Annotated in this window: 11 protein-coding genes; 5 read left to right on the top strand and 6 right to left on the bottom strand. The window is 44.3% G+C overall.

Annotated elements, in window-relative coordinates; translation table 11 throughout:
* The first annotated feature begins 9 nt into the window (after positions 1 to 9).
* Positions 10 to 681 carry a thiaminase II gene (gene tenA / locus FTV25_RS00635; protein ID WP_180002491.1) on the top strand — a complete coding sequence of 224 codons (672 nt, stop codon included), beginning with the start codon at positions 10 to 12 and terminating at the stop codon, positions 679 to 681.
* A gap of 293 nt (positions 682 to 974) precedes the next feature.
* A complete protein-coding gene (gene uvrA, locus FTV25_RS00630; RefSeq protein ID WP_004781551.1) occupies positions 975 to 3,806 on the top strand; it encodes an excinuclease ABC subunit UvrA in 2,832 nt (943 codons plus the stop codon).
* 75 nt (positions 3,807 to 3,881) lie between these two features.
* Here the strand turns inward: uvrA and FTV25_RS00625 are convergent, their stop codons facing one another.
* Both FTV25_RS00625 and FTV25_RS00620 read right to left on the bottom strand, forming a co-directional pair.
* Positions 3,882 to 4,349, bottom strand: a complete 468-nt coding sequence (locus FTV25_RS00625; RefSeq protein WP_166139514.1) for an HIT family protein — start codon at positions 4,347 to 4,349, stop codon at positions 3,882 to 3,884.
* A 126-nt stretch (positions 4,350 to 4,475) separates the two neighbouring features.
* On the bottom strand, positions 4,476 to 6,185 hold the full coding sequence (locus FTV25_RS00620) for a GGDEF domain-containing protein (protein WP_180002490.1): 1,710 nt from the start codon (positions 6,183 to 6,185) through the stop codon (positions 4,476 to 4,478).
* Positions 6,186 to 7,326: 1,141 nt separating this feature from the next.
* Between FTV25_RS00620 and omp33-36 the strand changes: the two genes are divergently transcribed.
* Positions 7,327 to 8,220 (top strand): porin Omp33-36, encoded by an 894-nt coding sequence (gene omp33-36 / locus FTV25_RS00615; RefSeq protein WP_180002489.1) that lies wholly within the window; start codon positions 7,327 to 7,329, stop codon positions 8,218 to 8,220.
* 64 nt (positions 8,221 to 8,284) lie between these two features.
* On the opposite strand, the gene FTV25_RS00610 is transcribed toward omp33-36, so the two are convergent.
* The 4 genes from FTV25_RS00610 to FTV25_RS00595 all read right to left on the bottom strand — a co-directional run bounded on the left by FTV25_RS00610 (position 8,285) and on the right by FTV25_RS00595 (position 13,428).
* Positions 8,285 to 10,249, bottom strand: a complete 1,965-nt coding sequence (locus FTV25_RS00610; protein ID WP_180002488.1) for a choline BCCT transporter BetT — start codon at positions 10,247 to 10,249, stop codon at positions 8,285 to 8,287.
* A gap of 180 nt (positions 10,250 to 10,429) precedes the next feature.
* Complete coding sequence (locus tag FTV25_RS00605; RefSeq protein WP_180002487.1) at positions 10,430 to 11,146, bottom strand: ion channel; 717 nt, start codon at positions 11,144 to 11,146, stop codon at positions 10,430 to 10,432.
* Positions 11,147 to 11,378: 232 nt separating this feature from the next.
* Positions 11,379 to 13,094, bottom strand: coding sequence for a cation acetate symporter (locus FTV25_RS00600; RefSeq protein ID WP_180002486.1), 1,716 nt, complete (start codon positions 13,092 to 13,094; stop codon positions 11,379 to 11,381).
* A 1-nt stretch (position 13,095) separates the two neighbouring features.
* Positions 13,096 to 13,428: a DUF485 domain-containing protein gene (locus tag FTV25_RS00595; RefSeq protein ID WP_004781535.1), complete on the bottom strand. Its 333-nt coding sequence runs from the start codon at positions 13,426 to 13,428 to the stop codon at positions 13,096 to 13,098.
* A 182-nt stretch (positions 13,429 to 13,610) separates the two neighbouring features.
* On the opposite strand from FTV25_RS00595, the gene FTV25_RS00590 reads away from it, so the two are divergent.
* Both FTV25_RS00590 and FTV25_RS00585 read left to right on the top strand, forming a co-directional pair.
* Positions 13,611 to 17,102, top strand: coding sequence for a PAS domain-containing hybrid sensor histidine kinase/response regulator (locus FTV25_RS00590; RefSeq protein ID WP_180002485.1), 3,492 nt, complete (start codon positions 13,611 to 13,613; stop codon positions 17,100 to 17,102).
* A gap of 416 nt (positions 17,103 to 17,518) precedes the next feature.
* On the top strand, positions 17,519 to 18,286 hold the full coding sequence (locus tag FTV25_RS00585) for a hypothetical protein (RefSeq protein WP_005232645.1): 768 nt from the start codon (positions 17,519 to 17,521) through the stop codon (positions 18,284 to 18,286).
* Positions 18,287 to 18,296: the final 10 nt, after the last annotated feature.

The raw sequence follows: 18,296 nt of genomic DNA, 5'->3' as shown, positions 1-18,296 counted from the left end.
GATTTCAGTATGGGTTTCTCTCAAGACGTATGGCAACGTAATCTCGGACTTTATCAAAAGACATTGGCGCTGCCTTTTAACCAGCAACTGGCGCAGGGGACATTAAGCCGTGAAGCTTTTAGTCATTATGTAATTCAGGATGCGCATTATTTACTGGCCTATGGTCGTGCACTGGCAGTCTGTGCAGCCAAAGCTTTTGAAGCAGATGACGTGATCCAGTTTAGTGAGGCCGCTAAAACTGCCATTGTAGTCGAACGCAGCCTACATGATGGCTTTATGCAGGATTTTGGCATCAGCAAAACCCAATTTGAAAATACACCTTTGACTCTGGCCTGCCATCATTACACTTCTTATTTACAGGCAACGGCCTGGGCAGAAAGTTATCCGGTGGTTCTAGCTGCCCTTTTGCCATGTTTCTGGATCTATGCAGAAGTGGGTAAGGATATTGTCGATAAGGCAGCGCCGAATAATCCGTATCAGGCCTGGATTGATACCTATGCCGGTGAGGATTTTCATACAGCGGTACGCAATGTAATTGCTACTGTGGATCGGGTGGCAGCGCGGGTCGATGCCGATACTCTGGAAAAAATGCATCAGGCCTATACCCATGCAGCACGTCTGGAATGGCTGTTCTGGGACAGTGCTTATGAACAGCGCCAATGGCCGGGTCTGGATGATTAATTTTAGTTTCTATTGACTACGCCCTGTCCAATGCAGGGCTTTTTTATTTTTAAACCAAACCCTAAATGATGGAAAGTGAAGCTAATTTTGATGTCATTATGCATCATGAAATTTTATCTATTAGATGTTTGGAAAAGAGCAAATCTAATCTACGTTTTCCCCCAGTTGCTTTAGTACTGATCTTTTGACCAATATCCGACACAACTTGACGTTTAAAATACTTTTATTTGCACTTGAACATTTTTCATTCGGTATCATATAAAGGTTTTTGATGAATTTTCTAGGATCATTGCATGAGCCAAAGTCACATCCGTATTCGAGGTGCACGTACCCATAACCTGAAAAATGTGAACCTTGATATTCCACGCGACAAGTTTGTGGTGATTACGGGACTGTCTGGTTCAGGTAAGTCCTCATTGGCATTCGATACGTTATATGCGGAAGGTCAACGTCGTTATGTAGAATCTTTGTCTGCCTATGCGCGTCAATTCCTTTCGCAAATGGAAAAGCCGGAAGTTGATTCGATTGAGGGCTTAAGCCCGGCCATTGCTATCGAACAGAAATCGACTAGCCACAACCCGCGTTCGACTGTAGGTACCATTACCGAAATCTATGACTATTTACGTCTGCTCTATGCACGCGTAGGTACACCTTACTGTCCGGAACACGACCTGCCTATGGTGGCACAGACCGTAACTGAAATGGTCGATGCGGTTAAAGAACTGGAAGAAGGCACTGCGCTGTTATTGTTAGCGCCTGTCGTGCGTGAACGTAAGGGTGAGTACACAGCGTTATTTGAGCAACTGCAAAGCCAAGGCTTTGTGCGTGCACGTGTCGATGGCGAGATCATGGAAATTGATCCACCACCCGAGTTGGACAAAAAGAAAAAACATACTATTGAAGTCGTGGTTGACCGCTTTAAGGTACGTGATGATCTCGGTAACCGGATTGCAGAAAGTTTTGAAACTGCACTGCGTCTCGGTGGAGATATTGCGATTTTGTCCTGGATGAAAGGTGAAAATGATGATCGCGTATTTTCTGCCAAACACTCCTGTCCGGAATGTGACCGCGCTGTGGCAGAACTGGAGCCACGCCTGTTTTCATTTAACAATCCCTTTGGTGCCTGCCCGGTCTGTGATGGTCTGGGTACCCGCAGCCATTTCAGTGCGGACAAACTGATTCCCAATCAGGAAGTCAGCATCAGCCAAGGTGCGATTCGTGGCTGGGATCGTCAGCGTCCGTATTATTATGGCATGCTGCAAAAAGTAGCCGAGCATTTCGGTTTTTCTCTAGAAACGCCTTGGAATGAACTGGATGCCAACACCAAGAAGAAATTCCTTTACGGTACCGGCAAAGAAAAAATTGACCTGAGCTATATTGATGAACGTGGTCGTCGTCATAACCGGGTGATGCCATTTGAAGGTATCTTGCCGCATCTGGAACGCCGTTACCGCGAAACTGAAAGCAATTATGTGCGTGATGATCTGGCGCAGTATCTATCCAATGCCGCTTGTGATGCTTGTGATGGTTCACGTCTGAATGAAATCTCACGTAATGTGAAAATTCTGGACAAGACCATTGCCGACGTTACCCGTATGTCGATTGGCGATGCCGAGAGCTATTATCAGGGCATTAATCTGGAAGGTGCGCGTGGTGAAATTGCGGACAAGATTTTCAAGGAAATCCGTGAACGCCTGCACTTCCTGGTATCTGTCGGTCTGAACTATTTGAGTCTGTCCCGTTCTGCCGAAACCTTGTCTGGTGGTGAAGCACAGCGTATCCGTCTGGCTTCACAAATTGGTGCTGGCCTCATGGGTGTGATGTATGTGCTGGATGAACCTTCGATTGGTCTGCATCAGCGTGATAATGATCGCCTGTTACAAACCCTGATTCGTCTACGTGACCTCGGTAATACTGTTTTAGTGGTCGAACATGATGAAGATGCAATTCGTGCTGCAGACCATATTATTGATATTGGTCCGGGTGCCGGTGTGCATGGCGGTCATGTGATTGCAGAAGGAACTTATCAGGAACTCGCTGAAAACAAAGATTCCCTGACCGGTAAATACCTGTCTGGCAAACTGAAAATTGAAGTACCGAAAAAACGGGTTCAGCCACCGAAACCGGAAGAACAGATCAAATTGATGGGTGCTGCCGGGCATAACCTGAAGAAAGTCGATCTGACCATTCCTTTAGGGATCATGACCTGTGTTACCGGTGTTTCAGGTTCTGGTAAATCTACGTTGATTAACCGGACTCTGTTGCCACTGGCAGCGACTCAGCTGAATGGTGCAACCACGCTAACTGCTGAGAAGTTTGACTCAATTGATGGTCTGCAATTTCTGGATAAAGTGGTTGATATTGACCAGAGCCCGATTGGCCGTACGCCACGTTCGAACCCAGCAACTTATACCGGTTTGTTTACTCCAATTCGTGAACTGTTTTCACAGACTCCGGAAGCCAAAGCGCGTGGTTATACCGCTGGCCGTTTCTCGTTTAACGTGAAAGGCGGACGCTGTGAGGCCTGTGAAGGTGATGGCATGATTAAGGTAGCGATGCACTTTCTGCCGGATATGTATGTGCCGTGTGACGCCTGTCATGGCAAGCGTTATAACCGTGAAACGCTGGAAGTGAACTACAAAGGCAAGAATATTTCTGATGTATTGCAGATGACCGTTGAAGATGCCATGCATTTCTTTGATGCGATTCCAGTGATTCATCGTCGTCTGGAAACCTTGCATCAGGTTGGTCTGGGCTATATCCGTTTAGGTCAGTCAGCGACGACCCTTTCTGGTGGTGAAGCACAACGGGTAAAACTGGCACGTGAGCTGGCCAAACGGGATACCGGTAAAACCCTGTATGTCCTGGATGAGCCAACCACTGGTCTGCATTTCCATGATATTGCCAAGCTGCTGGACATCCTGCATGAGCTACGCAATAAAGGGAATACCATTGTTGTGATTGAACATAACTTGGATGTGATCAAGACTGCAGACTGGGTGGTAGACCTTGGGCCTGAAGGTGGTGCGGGTGGCGGTATGATTATCGCGGAAGGTACTCCGGAAGATGTCGTGAAGGTTAAAGCTTCACATACAGGGAAATTCTTAAAGCCGTTATTGAAGTAATTTTATTCTCTCCAATCCTCCTTTGAAAAAGGAGAGAGTGCCCCTCTTTGAAAAAGAGGGGGCTTTTATTTTTGACTATGCGATTGAGCGAATATTTTCAGCCAATTGTGCCAGCGCTTGATCATCCGCCCTTCGAGCATCATGCGATGAAATATAGCCCTCATAAGCATCAAAATACTTATCGACTGAAGAATTAATTGGCTGCCATTTTTCATGGGTATTTTTAGTCTGATGCATTGGAAATAGCTTGGCATGCACATGATCGACACCAAATCCCTCGAACACCATTGCTGTTCGGCCAACGTCATCAAAATAACGATCCAATTTTAGGGCTACCTGCTTGGTATATAAAACTAGATTTGTCAGCACCTGGTCACTCAGTTCAAAGGCATAGCTGGAATAATGCTGTTTTGGAATCACTACGCTTGCGCCCAATGTATTGGGAAATATAGTAAGAAACGCCATAAAATCATCATTTTCATCTATTAAATGACATGGCAATTCCCCTTTTACCATTTGACAGAAAATACAATTTTTACTCATTTTAAGATCCCCTAAATTTTTATATTTTTTAAAAACTTCAATGAAATTTACTTTATTTTTTAACAATATAAATTATAAAATTATGACTCTTCAGACTGTTTAGCTTAAAAAATTCAGTTAAGTGGTTTAAACCTCAGCCACCACATTACGTCCTTTGGCTTTGGCCTTAAATAACGCCTCATCGGCCTGTTCCAGTAAAGCAAACCATGACTCTGCACCAATCGCTACCCCAATACTCACCGATACATGAATATCTTCATCAGCTGCGGTCAGAATAGAATGTTCAGCGACTTCGGTCCGGATTTTATTCGCCAGCATGAAAGCATGCTGCATCTCGATATTTTCAATCAGGACCAGAAACTCATCACCGCCATAGCGAACCAGCAGATCCGAAGCACGGACATTGGCTTTTAAGCGTTCTGCAACCAGTTGAATAACCTGATCACCAATAATATGCCCATATTGATCATTGACCTGTTTGAAGTGATCAATGTCGATAATCATCAGGCAGGTTCGCTTAAACTGGGTCGGATGCGTTTCCATAAAACGGATATATTCATCGAGCGCAAAACGGTTAGCCAGTCCAGTCAGGGAATCGGAATGGGCAATATTTTTCAGTCGAAATTCTAATGCTTCACGCTCTTGCAGCATATGCTGCAGTTTTTGAATTGCTGTAAATAAGGATTCAGTAGGCCGGTCTGTTTTTAGTTTTGATGGTGCTTGCTTCCGTTCAGACCCAGTGGACAAATCAAATAAAATTTTACGTGCGCGAATTAAAGGAATAAAGATGCGTTTACGCGCAAAAATCATGGTCAAAATTGCCGTAATCAGGGAAATTCCAGATAAGGCCACTGTCCAGATCAAATGATTCAGACCATGGCGCATTTCCTTAATAGCCACATCTTTGGTGTATTGCAGTAAATAGTTCTGCAAATCAATCACTGTTGTAAATTTATCTACAATAGCTTCAGTCAGCTGGGTTCCAGTTAAATAATAAGGACGCTGCTGGCGGCTATCTTCAATCAGTCGCTCCACAATCGGTAAACCTTGCTGAATAAATTCAGTGCCGACCCGTTGATGTAAACGAATAAACTCATCAGTTTTGTCCTGAACAGGCTGTAGCGTATCAATGATATCCCAGAGATAACGTACCTGATGCTGGACTTGTAAGGAACGGGTAATGTTTTGCTCTGGAATGTGGGTTCCAAATGTCACATGAGCCATAACATTTGACGCTACCCGACCCGATTGATCCCTGAGATCAGATAAAAACAGGATTTCACTCATGTAATTATCCAAACGGGCAGATGGCGTAGCAGAGGCAATCACTACTCCTTTCAGAATTTTACGGCTGCTATCCCAGGCAGTAAACATGGCGAGAATAGCCTGATCCATTTCCTGTGCAGTACGTTCCGGGCGAGGTATTTGAGTATAGAGATCGACCTGCTGACGTCCATTCTGCAAGCTCGGTTTCAATTCAGATAAAAGTTGCTGGCTTAGGTGATTAAAACCCACCTGATCGAGTGCCTGAGCCGTGATCTGCATCTGTTGATCGACTTCCTGACGGTAATCACTTAACTCCTGCTGATGTTTGGCAAATTCCTCAACCGAGCTGGGCATTACTTTGTTGGCGCGTGCCCGTTCACGGGAGATTTTATTGGCGAGATCGGTGACCTGTTGTAAGGCATCAAGCTGCTGATAGGTTTGTTTTGATTTTAAATAATGTTGAGTACTATCAATAATCAAGGGAATACAAATACACAATAAACATAAAATAATGATCGACATCGACCAGTACAGATGTTTGCTGATTTTCTCAGAGCGCAAAGTATTCATCTTGATTTTTAGTCCTTCACATGGATCAAGAACTCCCCATTTAATAGTAGATAGATTATACAAATAAACGTCTACTCATCATCAATATTTCTTCCCAATTACTTTGATTTTCAGAAGGTTTTTCTTATGTTCTTAAAGGTTTTAGCTCTTTATATTTTCAGGATTTTCCATCTATTATCACTAAAACATAAATAGGAATGAAAATTTCATAATTTAAAATATAAGAAAATTAAAAAACTCGCTTTCTGAACTATTTACACGTGCAACAATTAGGTGCATAATGCACCGCATTAGGGCGAGTTAAATTATTCCTCAGCAGATTTTTTGATTTACCCGCAAATTTTGGCGAAAAAACCTCAATTCTTTATAGAAATTGAGGTTTTTTTTTGCAATTTTATAAAATAAGGCTAGTTTTAAATTGAATTAATGCACCATTAATGTGCATTTAAGAATCATCTTTGACGGCTTTCTATACTTGTTTTTTTAATCTTCTTTTATGAAGTAATTCGTAAACTGATGCTTCTAAAAAATTCAGGCAAAAAAAAGCCCAACCTTGGGGAAAGCTGGGCCGATAAAAACAAAAATATGTGGAGAATCAGTCAAATTATCATGTAAAAACATGAACTCTAACCTGATTTTTTTATTATCAGTCAATTTGGTAACAATGTAAAGCACATTAATTTACTAGGATTTATGACATATCACAATTTATAGACAAAACAGTGAAATACATCACATTATAACCCTGATTTTGTCGCTAAACCGATCAATTCTTTCATAAATTTGTTTTATATTATAGTTTTTACGTCTTTATTAAATGCAGTGTAATAAGTGTGATTATTACCATGATAAATAAATTGGTTTTTTGAATTAAAATCCATTATTCAAATTAATTAAACAATCAAGAAATCCTTTATTAATTCATTTTCCTGATTAGTTCTAACAATTTTTTCTGTATACAAGATTGTTATTAAAGATTTTTTTCAGAATTAAAAGATTTCTTATTTATGTGAATGCTATACAAAATCAATACAATGATTTTGCACAAAAAAATAGCGATTTCAAATCAGATTGACTTAATAAATTGTTACAATACAATACGTTTCTGTTGTACATCTTTTGTAACAAAATGGTAAATATCATGAAAAAACTCGGTTTAGCCACTGCTTTATTATTAGCCATGACCGGTGCTCAAGCATATCAATTTGAAGTTCAAGGTCAGTCAGAGTACATCGACAACACTGCGAATGACAAAGACTTCACTGGCGCTGTTCAAGGTACTTACTACTTCAAAGATGTAGACGCTTCTAAAGGTCCTTTAGCTGAAGCTGCTTTCATCAACCAGGCATCTAATGTTTCTGCTGCTTATACATACGGCGAAAACGGACAAGAATTTGGTGATCGTACTGTACACCATACTTTTGGTGCAAAAGGTGAAGCTTACATCCCAACTAAAGTTGTTCCTGCTTATGCAAGCGCTTCTTATAGCCATACTATCACTGATAGCAAAGCTGGTAACCCAGATGACAATGGCGACCGTTATGCATTAGAAGTAGGTGTACTTCCTATTCCTAACTTCCTGGTAGCTGTAGGTTACACAAGCGTTGCAGACCAAACTTCTTATGACGCTTTCAACATGTTCAACAATGGCGTTGCTAAAGCTGCTATTGAGTCTCAAACAATCGCTGAAGACCAAGATGCAATCACTGCTCGTACTAAATATGTAGGCGCAATTGACGGCACTAACATGTCACTTGGCTTCGAAAGCGGCTTGGTTTATGGTGAAGATACTGCTTACAACCTAGGTACTACTTTGTACATCAACCCTAAATTAAGCGTTGGTGCATCTTATATGGAATCTAGCTACGCTAACTCTCCAGACAAAGCTTGGGGCGCAAACGTAAACTACTTCATCACTCCAGCAGTTGCTGTAGGTGCTAGTTATGTGAACTCAAACTACGAAGCAAATCTTGCTCAAAATGCTGTAGTTCGTGATACACAAACTGTAGGCTTAAATGCTAAATTCCGTTTCTAATTTCTGAATTAGTGACTGAGTAAAAAAAGGACGCATCAGCGTCCTTTTTTATTGGATCAAATATCTATTCCGGAGAACGGACCAGACTTAAAAAATGCAAATGGCGTTCATATTGGTCAATAATGTCCTGGATCAAATCTTCCTGAGTCCATTCCATCACATCATAATTTTGCCCCCCTTCCCTTAAAAAGACTTCTGCCTGATAAGATTGCGGAGAATCTGCATCCGGCATAAAGCTCGGTGCTAAAGTCTGGGTAGCAATGACCTGATAAATAAAGTTCATTTCATTCTGATGATCGACACGTAACTCGATCCCATCTTCCAGTTTAAAGATTTTCACCTGGATGTGACGACGTTTCAGTTCAGCCTGAAAACTGTTAAAGGCTTTACTGACCATCGTATCAATATAATCACGTACTTCATTATGCGTATGCGGATAATGCATAATTAAACCGAGTCGCTGTTGCCAGCTACGTGGGTTCTGAATGGCCCGTGGGGTAATACGCGCAGCTTGTAGCGCATGCATTTTCGTTACATCCAGATGCAGGGCCTTAATCAGTCCCCAGCAAATCAGCAGCATAATGAATGTGAACGGTAAGGCACTCATAATCGTAGCCGACTGCAGGGCTTCCAGCCCGCCTGCCAGTAACAGAATGATGGCCAATAAAGCCATTAACACGGTCCAGAACAGACGCTGCCAAGTCGGTGAATTCTCGGTTTTCGCCGTGAGATAATCCGTGACTAATGATCCAGAATCTGCTGAAGTGACAAAGAACAGGATAACCAATACCGTAGCAATAATACTGGTCACTGAATTAAATGGCAGATTACCTAAAAATTCGAACAGCGCTACAGAGGAGTCACGTTGTACTGCCTCAAGCAGATTAGTATTGGCTTCATGCATGATACTGAATAATGCAGCATTGCCCATAAAGCCCATCCAGATCAGGGTAAATCCGGTAGGAATCAGTAGAACCCCAACAATGAACTCACGGATACTGCGGCCTTCGGATACTCGGGCAATAAACATCCCGACAAATGGCGACCAGGAAATCCACCAGGCCCAATACATAATGGTCCAGCCACCAATCCAGCCACTAGGCTGATAGGCATACAGATTAAAGGTCATACTGAACAGGTTTGCAACATACTGGCCAGAGTTTTGAATGGTGGTCTGCAGAAGATAGATGCTTGGACCGGTAACAAAAACAAAGATGAGTAGCAGTAAGGCAAGCAGCAGATTCAGTTCAGCTAGGCGTTTGATGCCCTTATCCAAACCAAAAAATACGGACATTGATGCCATTACAGTGACGGCAATAATCAAAATGACCTGAGTACTGGAGGTCTGCTCAACTCCAAATAGGTAATTCAGACCCGAATTAATCTGAGTCACCCCAAAACCTAAAGTTGTCGCAACCCCAAATACTGTCCCTAAGGTGGCAAAAGTATCTACCCCGTCTCCGATTGGGCCATGAATCCGGTTACCGATCAATGGATATAAGGCAGAGCGAACTTTTAAAGGCAGGTTATGTCGATACGCAAAATAGGCCAATGACAGACCCACAATGGTGTAAATCGCCCAGGCATGCAGGCCCCAGTGGAAGAAGGTCACGCGAATAGCCTGCTGTGCGGCCAGTACAGTTTCCGGGTCACCAGCAGGCGGTGTGACATAGTGCATAACCGGTTCGGCAACACCGAAAAACATCAGGCCAATTCCCATACCTGCGGTAAACAGCATGGCAAACCAGGATGCCTGGCTGTATTTTGGCTGACTATGGTCGGGCCCGAGTTTGATTTTCCCCATATCAGACAGGGCAATATAAATCAGAACAATCAGGAAGATCGCCACGGAGAGGACATAAAACCAGCTAAATGAAGTGGTAATCCACGCATTCATTTGCTTGGTCAACAGGTCGAATGAATCAGGTGCCAGTATTACCAGTCCCAAAAAAATGGCGATAATCACCACTGTACTAATAAAGACATTCGGATTGATATTGGCAAACCAAGATGAAGGTTTGGAAGGCATAGATCCCCCATTTTTTTTAATAGATTGAATGCCGGGAGGCTTGAATCATTATTGATAAGTAAAAACATTCTGATCGAGAGAATTACGATCAAAGATACGTTTTGGACCTTAAGATTTTAAAATATTCAGGAAAATAAAGCCGTTAAGTTACTGTAACCAAGCTATGCAGCTCTGTACGTTCTATTCCTCAGGCTTTCTATGCTTATGTTGTATATGAGTCTGTTTAGGAAGACGGGAAATATACTGTAAGGCAATCAGACGGGAAACAATCAAGGCCAGATACATTACCCCGACAAACATTTGGATAATGGCAAGCATCCGTGCGACCGGACTGACCGGCATCACATCAGATAATCCTGTAGCAGACTGCACACTAAAGCTCAGAAAGAGCAGATCCAGCCACGGCTGATAAGCTTTTAGATCTGGGTCCGAAAAGCTGTAAGGTACCCATAACTGGCAAATGCTATAGAGAAAAGCAAAGCCCCAAGCCAGCAATGTGAAAACTGCTCCCGCTGCAAATAGTTCGTCTTTGGTCAGATAACGGTCATGAAACATATAACGTAACAGGCCATACGCTGCACTGAAGTAGGCACTGGCTTCAAACAGATGCGCGACGATCATGATCCAGGTATAGCGCAGCCCCAACACAATTAATGACGAAAAGAAGATGGCCCCTGCGACAAAGATGAGTCCCAGAATGGTAAACATCGGAGTCTGACGAATTACCTTGGCAATCACCAGCAAGACCACCACCCCCAGCATCCATGTACCCGCGCGATAAGAAACGCTGTCATAACTCAGTATCGACAGGATCAGAATCAGTAACTGCAGGCATAGCAGCCAGGCAGAAGGCAGATACTTAAAATGGGTCCAGAATCGTAGCAGGGAGTGCTTCATGAGATTTGTCTTGATGTCCTATCGCGCATCATTATTGTTATCGCTGGCTTAACATAGCATGATCTAGCTGATGGTTAGAAACAGGATTGTATAAAAATCATTGAAATCTCAGTTAAAAATAGCTGTATTTAATTTTAGATAAACTATCCCAATGTCTTCTTCATTGGGTAGCTTACGTATTTATAGCTATAAAAAAAGCCCCCATCAGGAGGCTTTTTTAGGACATCAGATCTTAATGATCAGATGCACCTGAGATTCCAATACCTGTTTGTGAGCGAACAAACTGTGCATCGAAAGCTTTGCGTTCTGCCTGTGCTTTCACTGAGCGGTCTGTGATGGAGAAGAACCAGCAGCAGAAGAAAGACAATGGCATTGCAAATAATGCAGGACCATTAAATGGAACGACTGGTGTATCTGAAATCGCGAAAGTATCTACCCAAACGGCTTTAGACAGTACAATCAGCACTACCGCAGTCACCAGACCAACCACGCCACCAATTACAGCACCACGTGTAGTCAGGCCTTTCCAGAACATAGACAGTACTAGTACCGGGAAGTTGGCACATGCGGCTACCGAGAATGCCAGACCCACCATGAAGGCAACGTTTTGCTTCTCGAACAGGATTCCCAGAATCATCGCAAAGATAGCAAGACCAAGGGTCGCAATTTTAGACATGCGCAGTTCAGATTCAGGCGTAGTACGGCCTTTCTTGAATACGTTTGCATACAAGTCATGTGAAATTGCTGAAGCACCTGACAAGGTCAAACCTGCAACTACCGCAAGAATGGTTGCGAATGCCACTGCAGAAATGAAGCCCATGAACAGGTCACCACCCACAGCATCTGCCAGGTGAACCGCAGCCATGTTGTTACCACCCACCAGCTCTAGCTTGCCTGTGATTGCCATTTTCGCAACATCCAGGAACTGCGGATTATTTGCTACATATAGAATCGCACCGAAACCGATAATGAAGGTTAACAGGTAGAAGTAACCGATAAAGCCTGTTGCAACAACCACTGATTTACGCGCTTCTTTGGCATCTTTGACCGTGAAGAAACGCATCAGGATATGTGGCAGACCTGCTGTACCAAACATCAGCGCCAGACCAAGAGAAATCGCATCGACCGGATTCGAAGCCAGATTACCTGGACCCATAATCTTGGTTGCATCTGCAAGGCTCAGGTCATGTACTTTAGAGTAAACCTGAATCGATTGTTCAAACATATTGGTGAAACTAAAACCTACGCCTTTCATGACCATGAAAGCCATAAATGTCGCACCAGATAACAGCATCACGGCTTTAATGATCTGTACCCAGGTCGTTGCCAGCATGCCACCGAAGATTACATAAGCCATCATCAGCAGGCCAACAATCACTACAGCAATGTTGTAGTTTAGACCGAAGAGCAATTTGATCAACTGACCTGCACCCACCATCTGTGCGATCAGGTAGAACGCCACCACAACCAGTGAACTTAATGCAGCCAGAGTACGCACCGGTTTTTCTTCCAGACGGAACGACACTACATCAGACAGGTTGAATTTACCCAGGTTACGCAAACGTTCTGCCACCAGGAATAAAACGATTGGCCAACCCACCATAAAGCCTAGTGAGTACAGCAATCCGTCAAAACCGGACAGGAATACCATCGCGGAAATACCGAGGAAAGATGCTGCAGACATGAAGTCACCAGCAATGGCCAGACCGTTCTGGAAGCCAGAAATCCCGCCGCCGGCAGTATAGAAATCATTAGTATTTGTGGTTTGTTTGGCAGCCCATTTGGTAATAAATAAGGTTGCTCCAACGAAAATCACAAACATGATAATCGCGTGCCAGTTGGTCGCTTGCTGCTCCGCAGCACCCAGATCTGGTCCAGCAAATGCCATTGCCGAGCTGAGCAAGGTCAGCGCTGCAGCAGCAAGCGCTTGATATGAAATCCCTTTCATCTTAGTGTTGCCCCTTTTCTTTTGTAATCGCTTCCACTTCCTGAATTGCTTCTCTGTTCAGCTGATCAAGTTTGTTATTGGCAATGTAGGAATACACCCAGCACAATATAAAAGACAAAATAATGATACCGATACCTAGAGGTACACCCCAGGTCGTTACACCGCCAGAAATTGAAGACAATAGAAATTCTTTGTTGTAGCCAACAAGCAACATGAAACCGACATAGACAAATAGCATGATGCCGGTTAAGGTCCAGCTCAGCGTACTTTTTCTACGTACCATTTCTTTGAATTTGGGATTCTGTAGAATTCTTTCTACTTGTGCCTCATCCATAGTTACACTCCTGTAGCCCCACCATGGGCTTACTATTTTTTAATTCGAATTATCACTGTTGCAAAATAACAACATTTAGAATGACTTGTAATTTAGACTTTGGTCGTTAAAAAATGATCAATTTAAACTGCTGAGTGCATGATGCGGTATCATAGCGTCATGCACAGTACACATCAGGCTATATGAACAGTTGGCTCATCATAGGGGTGCTCGCCCTCTATATCACTTTACTCTTTACTTGCGCTTTCTATGGGGAAAAACATGCCAGCCGGCTGAGTACCCGTGGCCGCATGCTATTGTTTAGTTTAACTTTAGGCGTCTACTGTTCTTCCTGGACATTTTATGGCGCGACCGGTGCTGCGGTTCGTGAAGGAATTATTTTCCTGCCGATCTATCTTGGTCCCCTGCTCTTTGTCGCGATTGGTTACGATATCTGGCGCCGTCTGGGACGGGTACGCCAGCATCATGCGATTTCCTCTATCGCCGACTTCGTCGCTGCACGTTATGGTAAGAGTGGGCCTCTGGCTTCGCTGGTCACCATTCTGGCGGTGATTGCCATCATTCCCTATCTGGCTTTGCAGTTACGTGCAATTGCCTTGAGTGCGGCGGTCATTCTGGAACCTTCAGCCGGGATTGCCAGTACCACCAATAGCGTACTGTTCCTGACTGGCGTCCTGGCGATTCTGGCGATGATTTTCGGTACCCGGCAGATTGCCAACACCGAACAGCATGGCGGTCTGATGCTGGCTGTCGCCTTTGAGTCTTTTGTTAAGTTATTTGCCTTGCTGGCCGTAGCCTGTTTCTTTATTTTTGAAGCACCAGAAAATCTGCCTCAGATCAGTAGCGATATTCAGTCAACCTTCCATGATGTACAGCTGTTTGGCGTACCGGAAAGTTTCTGGGTACAGACCCTGTTGGCTGCACTGGCGATTATCTGCTTGCCACGTCAATTCCACGTAGCAGTGGTTGAATTACGGGATGAAAAACATATCCGTGGTGCACGTCGCTGGTTTGCCATTTATCTGATTCTGACCACACTGGCAATTATCCCGATTGCCAGCTGGGCACTGCATGCGGCTCCCCAATATTTAGCGATTCCAGATGTCGCGGTACTGTCTTTACCGCTTAGCTATAATCAGGACTGGCTGACCTTATTGGCCTTCTTAGGCGGTTTCTCGGCTTCGACTGGTATGTTACTGGTGTCTTCAGTAGCCCTGTCGATCATGCTGAGTAATGACCTGATCATGCCAGCGCTCTGGCGGTTAAACCTGATCTCACGGCATGACAAGCGTTTACCACTGGTACTGAAATTTACCCGCCGGATCTGTATCCTAGCCGTGATGTTGATGGGCTTTCTGTTCTTCAACTTTTTTAATGATATTGACCAGCTCTCAGTCTTTGGTCTGCTGGCCTTTAGTGCCGTGGCACAATTCGCCCCTGCCCTGATTGGTGGTCTGTATTGGCGTGGCGGGAGTAAGCAAGGTGTATATGCTGGCCTGCTGACCGGTTTCGCTTTATGGTCGTATACCCTGCTATTACCAACGATTTTGCGCAGCCTGCCAGAAGCCTATCAGCAGTTCAGCCAGAGTTTTCTGGAACAGGGTCCTTTGGGCTGGAACTGGTTACGTCCTGAAGCCCTGATCGGTTTCGAATCTTTTGATCCTTTAACGCATGGTGTGGTCTGGGCACTAGGTCTGAACACATTCCTATATATCTGGGTTTCCCGGATGTTCCGTCCAAGTGTGGCTGAACAGATTCAGGCGGAAAGTTTCTTCTACTATGAAACCAAGCCGCTTCCTTCTCAAAGTCCATCTACTGATGTCAGCTACTCGCATCAGGATGTGGCCCGTTTAAAAGTTGGTGACCTGATTACGCTGGCCAAGCGCATTACCGGTGAAGGTCCAACCATGCAGGCCTTCCAGCAGTTCTGTGCTCAAAATAGTGTGGAACTGAATGAAAATAGCAGTGCCAATGGCATGTGGTGGCGTTTTACTGAGCAGTATCTGGCCGGTACCATTGGTGCAGCCTCGGCACGTACCCTGCTGACTACCGCGATGGTGAATAATGGCCTGGCCCTCGGTCAGGTGGCGAATATTCTGGATCAGGCCTCACAATGGCAGCGTTTTAACCAGAACCTGATCATGACCATGATCGACCATATGACCCAAGGGGTGAGTGTGGTTGATGAAAATATGTGTCTGGTCGCCTGGAACAACCAATACCTGAAACTGTTCGACTATCCAAAAGATATTGTTTATGTCGGCTGTCCAATCGCTGACCTAATCCGTTATAACGCTGAACGCGGTGAATGTGGTCCGGGCTCGGTCGAAGAACATGTGCGTAAACGGATTCACTGGATGCAGGTCGGCAGTGCGCATGAATTTGAACGGATCCGTAAAGATGGCCGCGTGATTCAGATGCGGGGTAACCCAATTGAAGGCGGTGGTTTCGTGACGACCTTTGCCGATATTACTGCCTTCCGTGAAAATGAAGCATTACTGGAAGCCCGGGTTCAGGATCGTACCCAGCAGCTCGCTGATGCCCTGTCTGAACAGCAACTGGCGCGTGAACAAGCCGACAAAGCCAATATGTCCAAGAGCCGCTTTATTGCTGCCGCCAGTCATGACCTGTTACAGCCAATGCATGCTGCACGTCTGTTCAGTACGGCGCTGGAGCAAAGTGTACAAAGCGAAGAAGATCGCAAGACCCTGCAGCAACTGGATCGTGCCCTGCATGGGGCAGAAAGCATGCTCTCAGCTCTGCTGGATATTGCCCGACTGGAGGGCGGTACGATTCAGCCGAAACGCCAGGCTTATCCACTGCATGATTTATTAAGTGATCTGGAACTGCAATTCAAATCCATTGCGGCACAACGTGGCATCAAACTGCGAGTGCATGATGCCCAGTTCTGGATTGACACCGATCCACAATGGATTCGCCGGATTATCCAGAACTTTGTCAGCAATGCCCTACGTTATACCGCCAAAGGTAAGGTCGTGGTCGGTGTACTGCGTTCTAGCAACCGGCCAAATCATATCCGGATCGGGGTTTGGGATACCGGTCCCGGTATTGCTGAAGAACAGCGCATCAAGCTGTTCCAGGAATTCGAGCGTTGTGGCCATACTTCGCCTTGGGGTGAACAGGGTCTGGGGCTTGGTCTCGCCATCGTGCAACGTATGACTGGTCTATTGGATTATCCAGTTCATGTTTCTTCCGAGCTGGGCAAAGGTTCCTGCTTCATGATTGAAGTGCCACTGACCGCAGCACCGAAAGTCGTTGCCGCCCCTGTTCAGGCTGTGCCGTTGAAGTCCAAGGCCTTTAAGATTCTATGTTTGGACAATGATGAAACCATTCTGGAAGGCATGTCGACCTTATTGACCAAATGGGGCTATCAGGTCTTTAAAGCCACCGAACCAGAACAGGCAGCCGAAATGATCCAGCAGGAAAATATTCAGGTCTGGCTGGTCGATCAGCATTTAAATCAGGATAAAATCGGTCTGGACTTTATTCTGGAACATCTTAGTAGTGATATTCCGGTAGCATTGATTACTGCAGATTCTGATCCGGAACTGCCACAGCGCCTGAAGGATTTAAATATTGTCCTGCTGAAAAAACCGTTGAAGCCTGCTTCACTCCGTTCCTGGTTATCCGGTCTGAAAATCTCGGGCAGCTAGAACTTTTTATTTTCATCTCAATGCCCATTTTAATGATTTAAGATGGGCATCTTTTATACTGAATAAATACCTATCTTTACCTGACTGGCAAAAAAATTGGCCAATGTGCCAAAAGCACCAAATTTCACATAATTCTTGCTGATAAATTGCTCAAAATTATCATTTCAGCATTCTCTATGGCAAAAGCCACCAAATCTATTAATATACATGTGTACACCTAGTTACAATTATTTAAGTAATTGTTTTAAATTAATTTTTAATCCTATTTTATGGCAGATAGAACTTTGGTCGTATTTTTAATACAACAAGCTTAGTTCTAAAAATAGACAATATAAGAAACGATCAGTTTCCATCTGACAATGCCTAAATCCTTTTGGCAGCTGGTCTATTTGCACTGCTAGATAGGAGTTATAAAAATGAAACTCGATGAATCGATTGCTCAGCTTCCCGCACAGACTCAGCAATTCCATCGCCAATATGGTGCTAATGCCTTATTACCCAGCATCGACTGGGCACAAATGTTTAAATACAGCAAACTCGACGATACCCAGATTCAGGCACTTGAAACCCTGTATCAGCATGCGGTTCCTTTAGCCCTGCAAGTTTTTGATGAACTGCATTTTGATGTCTTTGAACCTTATGCCTACAAACCGCAAGGTTTAGGCTTATTTGAACGTCTGGCTGAACAGGAAAACAAGCTGATTGAATCTCTGGAAGCGGAAGCCGAAGATTTGCCAGCAAAAACCCGCCATCAGATCTGGAGTATGCTGCTGCGTGGTGGTGCCGTACTGGTCTTTAAAGCGTGGCTCGGCAAAGTGAAAAATGAAGAAGATTGCCTGGATACCACCCAGTTTGATGAACTCTCTGACTTGCTCTTTATCAAAACCTGCCCGCATGAACTGGCAGAGCACCTACAGGTCGATCCGAATAGCACAGACGAGCATGTATTCCTGATGTATGAAGATGAAGTTTATCTGGACCGTTTTAACAGTCTGGAAACTGCTGCCCTGTTTGTAGACTTGGGGGTTTATGATGCAACTTTCCTGAGTCTGCGTGATGACCGCGTGGCAGAATACCTGATCTCCAAAGGCTATGTCACTCAAGAACAGATTGATGAATTGCAGTCCGCATTGAATCCAATGTTCTGTACCGATGTCACCCAAAAACAGGATTATATTGCTTAATCTGGCAATA

Source organism: Acinetobacter sp. YH12249, assembly GCF_013417475.1.
GTDB lineage: Bacteria > Pseudomonadota > Gammaproteobacteria > Pseudomonadales > Moraxellaceae > Acinetobacter.
The sequence above is the reverse complement of the archived record's forward strand: the minus strand, read 5'-3'. Positions and strand labels throughout refer to the sequence as shown.